General features: G+C 73.4%; 9 protein-coding genes. All 9 read right to left on the bottom strand.

Annotation, left to right across the window (positions count from 1 at the left end):
• Positions 1 to 256 precede the first annotated feature (256 nt).
• Complete coding sequence (gene pflA / locus AOM02_RS03765; protein WP_062296793.1) at positions 257 to 1,078, bottom strand: pyruvate formate-lyase-activating protein; 822 nt, start codon at positions 1,076 to 1,078, stop codon at positions 257 to 259.
• An 89-nt stretch (positions 1,079 to 1,167) separates the two neighbouring features.
• The gene (pflB, locus tag AOM02_RS03760) at positions 1,168 to 3,450 is read right to left on the bottom strand and encodes a formate C-acetyltransferase (RefSeq protein ID WP_062296791.1); all 2,283 of its coding nucleotides are present in this window, start codon (positions 3,448 to 3,450) and stop codon (positions 1,168 to 1,170) included.
• Between the two features lie 155 nt (positions 3,451 to 3,605).
• Entirely contained in the window at positions 3,606 to 4,031 is a 426-nt protein-coding gene (locus AOM02_RS03755; RefSeq protein WP_062296789.1) for a pilus assembly protein TadG-related protein, read from the bottom strand.
• On the bottom strand, positions 4,028 to 4,492 hold the full coding sequence (locus AOM02_RS14455) for a pilus assembly protein (RefSeq protein ID WP_169746589.1): 465 nt from the start codon (positions 4,490 to 4,492) through the stop codon (positions 4,028 to 4,030). The genes AOM02_RS03755 and AOM02_RS14455 overlap by 4 nt, the downstream gene beginning before the upstream one ends.
• The gene (locus AOM02_RS03745) at positions 4,482 to 4,868 is read right to left on the bottom strand and encodes a TadE/TadG family type IV pilus assembly protein (RefSeq protein ID WP_082104853.1); all 387 of its coding nucleotides are present in this window, start codon (positions 4,866 to 4,868) and stop codon (positions 4,482 to 4,484) included. Before AOM02_RS03745 ends, AOM02_RS14455 begins: the two co-directional genes overlap by 11 nt.
• Positions 4,846 to 5,010, bottom strand: a complete 165-nt coding sequence (locus AOM02_RS14450) for a hypothetical protein (protein ID WP_169746588.1) — start codon at positions 5,008 to 5,010, stop codon at positions 4,846 to 4,848. The genes AOM02_RS03745 and AOM02_RS14450 overlap by 23 nt, the downstream gene beginning before the upstream one ends.
• A 14-nt stretch (positions 5,011 to 5,024) precedes the next feature.
• Entirely contained in the window at positions 5,025 to 5,915 is an 891-nt protein-coding gene (locus AOM02_RS03740; protein ID WP_062296783.1) for a type II secretion system F family protein, read from the bottom strand.
• The gene (locus tag AOM02_RS03735) at positions 5,912 to 6,769 is read right to left on the bottom strand and encodes a type II secretion system F family protein (protein ID WP_062296781.1); all 858 of its coding nucleotides are present in this window, start codon (positions 6,767 to 6,769) and stop codon (positions 5,912 to 5,914) included. Before AOM02_RS03735 ends, AOM02_RS03740 begins: the two co-directional genes overlap by 4 nt.
• 1 nt (position 6,770) lies before the next feature.
• On the bottom strand, positions 6,771 to 8,009 hold the full coding sequence (locus AOM02_RS03730) for a TadA family conjugal transfer-associated ATPase (protein ID WP_228373764.1): 1,239 nt from the start codon (positions 8,007 to 8,009) through the stop codon (positions 6,771 to 6,773).
• Positions 8,010 to 8,037: the final 28 nt, after the last annotated feature.

Genomic DNA, 8,037 nt, shown 5'->3' with positions numbered 1-8,037 from the left:
CCCCGCCCCGCCCCGCCCACCGGCCTAGCCGTACCGCTGGTGGTGCGTTTCGCGGGGTTCCGGGTCTTCCCCATACCGGTGAGGGTGCGGCGGCGACACGGATCGGCACCGCAAGGCCGGATCCGCGCGCGGAAGCGACACGATCCCCGGCCCTACGACGCCACGGCTCTGCTTCCCGTGCGCCCCACCAGCGGTACGGATGACGCCGCTGACCCTGCGGACCGCACCGTCAGCCGTACGGCTGGCGACGGGGCGGCTACATGACGTTAATGCCGCGCAGGGCGAACTGCTCCTTCACCCGCTCGATGAGCGCGGCGTCCGGCGGCTGCGTGTCCTCGAGCAGGTACGGCTCCCCGGAAAGCTCCCACTTCTCGCGGCCGAGCTGGTGGAACGGCAGCACCTCGAGCCGCTCCACGCCGTCCAGGGTCGCGACGAAGTCGGCGATCGCGTCGACGTTGTCCACGCCGTCGGTGAGCCCGGGGACCAGCACGAAGCGGATCCACATCTTCTTGCCGAGCCCGGAGAGCCGGCGCGCGAAGTCGAGCGTGGGCTGGAGCGGTCGGCCGGTGACGCGCTGGTACAGGTCCGGCAGGCCCGACTTGATGTCGAGCAGCACGAGGTCGACGTAGTTGAGGTCGTCGTCGGTGAGGCGCGCACCCAGCAGACCCGCGGTGTCGAGGGCGGTCGAGATGTCGAGGTCCTTGCAGCGGCGGAAGATGTTCATCACGAACTTCGACTGCAGCAGCGGCTCGCCGCCGGAGATGGTGAGCCCTCCCCCGGTGACCTTCATGATCCGCGCGTAGCGGGTGACGCGCTCCATCACCTCGTCGACGCTGTGGCGGACGCCGTCGCGCATGCGCCACGTGTCGGGGTTCTGGCAGTACTGGCAGCGCATGCCGCACCCGGACAGGAACAGCGTCATGCGCGTGCCGGGGCCGTCCGCGCCGGTGACCAGGTCCCACGAGTGGACCGAGCCCGTCTGGCAGTCGCGGATCTCGTCGGCGGCGGCGAGCTCCGCATCGGCCACCTCCATGGGCGGCGAGGCGAGCAGCGGGACCGGGACCGGGTTGTCAGGCATGGCGGGGACCTCCTGTGCCGATGGTAGAAGCGGCGCCCCGCCCCGTGGAACGGGACGGGGCGCCGAGGATGTCTGTCTGCGGAGAGCGGCTACAGCCCGGCGTGGAAGGTGCGGGAGAGCACGTCGAGCTGCTGCTCGCGGGTCAGACGGACGAAGTTCACGGCGTAGCCGGACACGCGGATGGTGAGCTGCGGGTACTTCTCCGGGTTCTCCATCGCGTCCTCGAGGACGTCGCGGTTGAGGACGTTGATGTTCACGTGGAAGCCCTGCGACACGTTGTACGCGTCGAGGATGCCCACGAGGTTCTTCACCTGGTCCTCACGGGTGCGACCGAGGCCCGAGGGCACGATCGACGTGGTCAGCGAGATGCCGTCCTGCGCCTCCGCGTAGGGCAGCTTCGCGACGGAGAGGGCCGAGGCCATCACGCCGTGCACGTCGCGGCCGTTCATCGGGTTGGCGCCGGGAGCGAAGGGCTCGCCCGAGCGGCGGCCGTCCGGGGTGTTGCCGGTGTGCTTGCCGTAGACGACGTTCGAGGTGATCGTCAGCACCGACTGGGTGTGCACCGCGTTGCGGTACGTCGGCTGCTGGCGGACCTTGTCCATGAAGCGGCCCACGAGGTCCACGGCGATGTCGTCGACGCGATCGTCGTCGTTGCCGTAGCAGGGGAACTCGCCCTCGACCTCGTAGTCGACCGCGAGGCCGGACTCGTCGCGCACGGGGCGGACCGTGGCGTACTTGATGGCCGACAGCGAGTCCGCCGCGACCGACAGGCCGGCGATGCCGCAGGCCAGGGTGCGGAGGATGGTGCGGTCGTGCAGCGCCATCTCGATGCGCTCGTAGGCGTACTTGTCGTGCATGTAGTGGATGCAGTTGAGCGCGTCCACGTAGGTCTCGGCGAGCCAGTCGAGCAGCTTGTCGTAGGCCTCCATGACCGTGTCGAAGTCGAGGACCTCGTCGGTCAGCGGGGCGGACACCGGCGCGACCTGCTTGCCGGAGATCTCGTCGCGGCCGCCGTTGATCGCGTACAGGAGCGACTTGGCGAGGTTGACACGGGCGCCGAAGAACTGCATCTGCTTGCCGACCTCCATGGCGGAGACACAGCAGGCGATCGCGGAGTCGTCACCGCACACGGGGCGGATCAGCTCGTCCGACTCGTACTGGATGGCCGAGGTGTCGATCGAGACCTTCGCGCAGAAGTCCTTGAAGCCCTCGGGCAGGCGGTCCGACCAGAACACGGTGAGGTTCGGCTCGGGGGCCGGGCCGAGGTTGTACAGGGTCTGCAGGTAGCGGAAAGACGTGCGGGTCACGAGCGGGCGACCGTCCTGGCCGATGCCGCCGATGGTCTCGGTGACCCAGGTCGGGTCGCCGGAGAACAGGGCGTCGTACTCGGGGGTGCGGAGGAAGCGGACGATGCGCAGCTTGATGACGAAGTCGTCGATGATCTCCTGCGCGGTCTCCTCGGTGAGGGTGCCCTCGGCGAGGTCGCGCTCCATGAACACGTCGATGAAGGTCGAGGTGCGGCCCAGCGACATGGCGGCGCCGTTCTGCTCCTTCACGGCGGCCAGGTAGCCGAAGTACAGCCACTGCACGGCCTCGCGAGCGTTGGCGGCGGGCTTCGCGATGTCGAAGCCGTAGGAGGCCGCCATCTGCTTGAGCTCCTTGAGCGCCTTGATCTGCTCGGAGTTCTCCTCGCGGTCGCGGATGATGTCCTCGGTCGAGCGCTCCATGTCGAGCTCCATGCGCTCGAGCTTCTTGCCCTCGATCAGGGCGTCGACGCCGTACAGCGCGACGCGGCGGTAGTCGCCGATGATGCGGCCGCGGCCGTAGGCGTCGGGCAGGCCGGTGACGATGTGCGAGGAACGGGCCGCGCGGACGTTCGGCGGGTACGCGTCGAAGACGCCGTCGTTGTGGGTCTTGCGGTACTTGGAGAAGGTCTCCTCAAGCTCCGGCTTCACGGGGTAGCCGTAGGTCTCGAGCTCCTTGACCACCATGCGCCAGCCGCCGAACGGCATGATCGCGCGCTTGAGCGGGGCGTCGGTCTGGAGGCCGACGATGATCTCGTTGCCCTCGTCGATGTAGCCCGGGCCGTGCGAGGTGATGAGCGCGGGGGTCTCCCAATCGACGTCGTAGACGCCCTTCTCGCGCTCCTCCGGGAACATCGCGGAGAGCTTGTCCCAGATGCCCGTGGTGCGGGCGGTGGGGCCGGCGAGGAACGAGTCGTCACCCTCGTAGGGGGTGTAGTTGGCCTGGATGAAGTCGCGGACGTTCACCGCGTCGCACCAGTCGCCGGTGGTGAAGCCGCGCCACGCGTGGGCGCGGGGGTCGCCCGCGTCGTCCTGGATCGTGGTGCTGTCGACGGCTTCTGTGGTCATGGCCTGTACTCCCTCTCCCTGTTGGAAGGCCCTTGTGGGGCCGATGCGTGGGGCTCGCTCCTGCCGGGATGGCGGTGTGTGGCGCCTCGGGTTTCACGTTACGGCTGGGGGGATTAGTTCGCATGGGACCAAGTGCCTGCGGACCTTCTACCCCTCTATGGTGCGCCGCGGGCCGACGATGCGGCGCTCAGATCCACGGTGCCCGGGAGCCATGCCGCGCCGAAGAGCACGGGCGTGCGCAGCGCGAGCGTCACCTCGGCGGTGATCCCGTCGGGGGACGATGCGGCGACGAGCACGGCGTCGGACAGGCCTTCCCGACGGGCCGACTCGGCCAGCTGCGCGCGGGCCTGCTCCTCCAGCGCGACGGCGTCGAGGCGGATCTCGCCGGCCCGGTAGTACGCGTCGAGGTCGAGCGCGTCGGCCGCCGCGAGCGCGACCTCGTCCGCGGCGTGCGCGAGCCGCGAGCGCTGCAACTCCACATGCGTGACCGCGGCCACGGTGACCACCGCGGCGAGCAGCACCGCCGCGAGGCCGATCGTCAGCACCGTGACCGACCCCTCGTCGTCCGCCGGCCGCCTCACGGCACGTACCCGTCGACGGGGCTCGAGGCCGTGGACTCGAGCGTCACCCGGGCGGGCAGCACCGCCCGCACGAAGGCCGGCAGCCCCGGCAAGGGGACGCTGACCTCGACATCCGCGGTGACCGCGCTGCCGGGGGCGAGGCAGGCGCCGTCGCAGCCGAGCTCGACGTGCGCCGCCGACGCGAGCCCGAAGTCCTCGACCGCGACGTCGGCCGCCGCGTCCGCGGTCTCGCGCGCGGTGGCCAGCGCCTCCTCGGGGCCCGCGCCGGCGTCGAGCGCGTCGAGTCCCGCGACGACGGCGCCGCGTGCCGCCGCGTAGGCCGCGGCCTCGGCCGCGTAGGCGCCCGCCTGGACACGCGACACGGCTACGACGAGGTAGAGGATCGGCAGCAGGAGCACGAGCGTGAGGGCGACGAGCTCGACCGTCGCGGCGCCCGCGTCCCCGCGACCGTCACGACGCACGGCCGTCACCCTCGAGCAGCGCGCGCCCGCTCCCCTCGACACTGCCTCCGGCCCACAGCAGCACCGGCGCGGCGCCGGTCAGCGTGACCCGCACCCCGGGGCGCCCGCCCACGTCCTCGTGCACGACGGCGACCTCCGCGCCGATCCCGAGGGACGCGTCGGCGCACGCGACCGCCCGCTCGGCGCCCTCATCGTCCCCCTGGCGCGCCACCGCGGCCACGCGCGCCCCCTCGGAGGCGCACGCCGTCAGCGTGCTGCGCACGTGCGCGGCGAGCACGAGCTGCAGCACGCCCAGCGCCACGGCGACGACGAGCACGGCGACCAGCACGAGCTCGACGACCGCGGAGCCCTCGTCAGCCGCCCGTGACGGACTCAAGGGCGGTGATGAACATGTCGCTGAGCGCGGGCCCGGCGAGCGCCCAGATCGTGGCGACGAGCCCGGCCGTCATCAACGTGATGAGCACCCAGCCCGGCACGTCGCCGCGGTCGTCCCGCACGCGTTCCTTCCATCCCTCCATGCGCTCCCCCTCTCCTAGATCCCGAACCGCAGCGCGAGCAGCCCGGGGTACAGCGCGAACAGCACGGTCACCGGCAGGATCAGCAGCACCACCGGCACGAGCATCGCGATCTCACGCTTGCCGCCCTCCTCGAGCAGGGCCTGGCGCGAGCGGTCGCGCACGTCGGTCGCCTGCGCGTGGAGCACCTCGGCCAGCGGGGTGCCGCGCTCGAGCGCGGTCACGATCGCGTCGCAGAAGGCGGTCACCCCCGGCTCCCCGACCCGCGCCGCGAGCCGGTCGAGGGCGGAGCCGACGGAGCGGCCGGCGCGGATCTCCGCGAGCGCGGTCCGCAGCTCGTCGCCCAGGGGCCCGGGCGACAGCGACGCGACCCGGTCGAGGGCGGCCGGCACCGACTCGCCGGCGACGACGGCCAGCGCGATCATCTCGGCCGCGGCGGGCAGCTCCGCGCGGATGCGCGCCGCCCGGCCGGAGGCGCGACGCGCGAGCAGCGCGTCGGGGGCCAGCGCCCCCAGCACGGCGGCGCAGGCGGCCACGATCAGCGCGATCCCCGGGCCGGTGCCGCGCACGGCGCCGAGCACCAGCCCGAGCGCGAGGCCGCCCGCGAGGCCCGCGGCCGCCCCGGCGAGCGCGTGGGCGCGGTGACGGGCGACGGTGGTGGCCGATCCCGCGCGTGCGAGGCGACGCTCGAGCTCCTCGGTGGGCGCACCCCAGCGCGCGGCGAGGCGTGCGAGATCGTCCGCGACGGGAGCGACGATGCGCGCCAGGGCCGTGCGCGACACGGGCGCCGCCGAAGCGCCGCGCAGCCGCGGCGCGAGGCGCCGTTCGAGCGAGAAGCGGCGCGCGTGCGCCCACGACCACACGAGGCCGAGCCCGGCGGCGAGGCAGAGGCACAGGGCGGCCGTCATCGCAGCACCCTGTCCTCGCTCGGCAGCCGGCCGAGCGTGCGCATGAGCCGGTAGGCGCCCGCGCACGCGACCGCGCCGCCGAGCAGGACCGCCGCCCCGGCGGCGGTGTCGAAGGCCGCGAGCCCGCCGGGCCGCGTGGCGAGCAGCACGAGCAGCAGCCAGGGCGCGGCGACCGCGAGCCGGGCCGCGTTGACCGTCCACGACTGGCGGGCCTCGAGCTCTCCCCTGACCCGCGCATCGTCCCGCAGGAAGCGGGCGAGCGAGCGCAGGACGGCACCCACCTCCGTGCCGCCGACGTCGCGGGCGAGCCGGACGGCCTCGACGATGCGGTCGGCGACGGGGTCCGCGAGGCGGCGCTTCAGCGCGTCGAGCGACGGGCCGAACGCCCCGGACGCGCGGTAGTCCTCCGCGAAGGCGGCGAAGGCGGGCCGCAGCGGCTCCGGGCCGCGCTCGCCGAGGGCCGCGAGCGCCTCGGGCAGGGCGAGCCCCGCGCGGATGCCGGAGGCGAGCGAGTCGACCGCCTCGGGCCAGGCCTCCCGCAGCCGCGACCGGCGGCTGCGGGCGCGCGCGCCGACGGCCGCGACGGGCGCGTACGAGGCGGCGCAGGCGACGATCCCCGCGACGACGAGCGAGCCGGTGAGCGACCACGCGAGCACCAGCGCGACGAGGCCGAGGCCCGCCGCGGACGCCCCGAATGCGCCCGCGGTCACGCCATGGATGCCCGCCTGAACCAGCCGGTCCTCGAAGGTCGCGACGCGCTCGCGCCGGACGGGTGCGCGCGGCGGCGCCTCCCAGCACGCGAGCCACACGAGCAGCAGCCCGGTCCCCATCACGAGCCCGAGCACGGCGTCCATGTCAGGCCGCCAGGATCTCGGCGAGCGGGACGCCGCGGCCGGCGAAGCGGTCGGGGTGCGGAGGGAAGCCCGTGCCGCGCACGAGGGCGCCGTCGCGCGTGGCGAAGATCTCGGACAGCTCGAACACGCCGGACTCGACGCGCCCCGAGACGCCGACGATCTCCCGCACCCGGCGGGCCCCGTCCGCCTCGAGCCCGACATGGACCACGAGGTCGACGGCCGAGGCGACGGCCGGCACCACGAAGCGGTCCGAGACGTTGTCGCCCGCGAGCAGCGGCAGGGTGCACATCTTCGCGAGGGCGTCGCGGGCCGAGTTGGCGTGGATGGTGCACAGGCCCGGAAGACCTGCATTGAGGGCGATCAGGAGGTCGAGCGCCTCGGCCTCGCGCACCTCTCCCACGACGATGCGGTCGGGCCGCATGCGCAGCGCCTCCTTGACCAGGCGCCGCAGGGTGATCTCGCCGGTGCCCTCGAGCGAGGGCTGGCGGCATTGGAGCGCGACGACATCGCGCAGCGGCAGCGCCAGCTCGAAGACCTCCTCGCAGGTGATCACCCGCTCGCGCGCGGGGATCGCTCCGGCGAGCGCGCCGAGGGTCGTGGTCTTGCCCGCCTGGGTGCCGCCGGACACGAGGATCGTGAGGCCGGCCCGCACCGCCGCCGCGAGGAAGCGCGCCGCGGCCGGGGTCAGCGTGCCGAGCGCGACGAGGTCGTCGACGTCGGAGGCCCGCGCGATGTACTTGCGGATGTTCACGGCCCAGTGGCGGCGGGTGACGTCCGGGATCGCGACGTGGAGGCGCTCGCCGCCCGGCAACGCGGCATCCACGAACGGGGAGCTCAGGTCGAGCCGCCGTCCCGCGAGCGCGAGCATGCGCTCGACCAGCGCGCGCACGTCCTCCGCGGTGAGCAGGATGCTCGTGAGCTCGCTCGTCCCGCCGCGCGCGACGTAGACCTCGTGCGGGGCGTTGACCCAGATCTCCTCCACCGTCGGGTCATCGAGCAGCGGCTGCAGCGGGCCGAGCCCGGCGACGGCGTCGGTGACCGCCCGGACGAGCCCGTCGCGATCGGGCACGGGCGCGCGGCCGTCGAGCAGCGCACGCTCGTCCCACGCGTCGATCGCGGCGGCGACGAGCGACTCGACCGCGCCGGCGTCCCGCGCGGGGTCCACCCCCGTATCGCGGATCAGCGTGCGCACCTGGTCCTCGATGACCGTGCGCAGCTCGCCCCCCATGGCTCCCCCCATGGCGGCGACGCTAGCGCGATTCGGACAA

The sequence above is a fragment of the Demequina maris genome (genome assembly GCF_000971155.1).
In the GTDB taxonomy this organism is placed as follows: Bacteria; Actinomycetota; Actinomycetes; order Actinomycetales; family Demequinaceae; genus Demequina; species Demequina maris.
The sequence above is the reverse complement of the archived record's forward strand: the minus strand, read 5'-3'. Positions and strand labels throughout refer to the sequence as shown.

Excerpts from the sequence above, each read along its gene's own strand:
- pflB (WP_062296791.1), bottom strand. The coding sequence starts at position 3,450 with ATGACCACAGAAGCCGTCGACAGCACCACGATCCAGGACGACGCGGGC.
- AOM02_RS03735 (WP_062296781.1), bottom strand. The coding sequence starts at position 6,769 with ATGGACGCCGTGCTCGGGCTCGTGATGGGGACCGGGCTGCTGCTCGTG.
- AOM02_RS14450 (WP_169746588.1), bottom strand. The coding sequence starts at position 5,010 with ATGGAGGGATGGAAGGAACGCGTGCGGGACGACCGCGGCGACGTGCCG.
- pflA (WP_062296793.1), bottom strand. The coding sequence starts at position 1,078 with ATGCCTGACAACCCGGTCCCGGTCCCGCTGCTCGCCTCGCCGCCCATG.
- AOM02_RS03740 (WP_062296783.1), bottom strand. The coding sequence starts at position 5,915 with ATGACGGCCGCCCTGTGCCTCTGCCTCGCCGCCGGGCTCGGCCTCGTG.
- AOM02_RS03730 (WP_228373764.1), bottom strand. The coding sequence starts at position 8,009 with ATGGGGGGAGCCATGGGGGGCGAGCTGCGCACGGTCATCGAGGACCAG.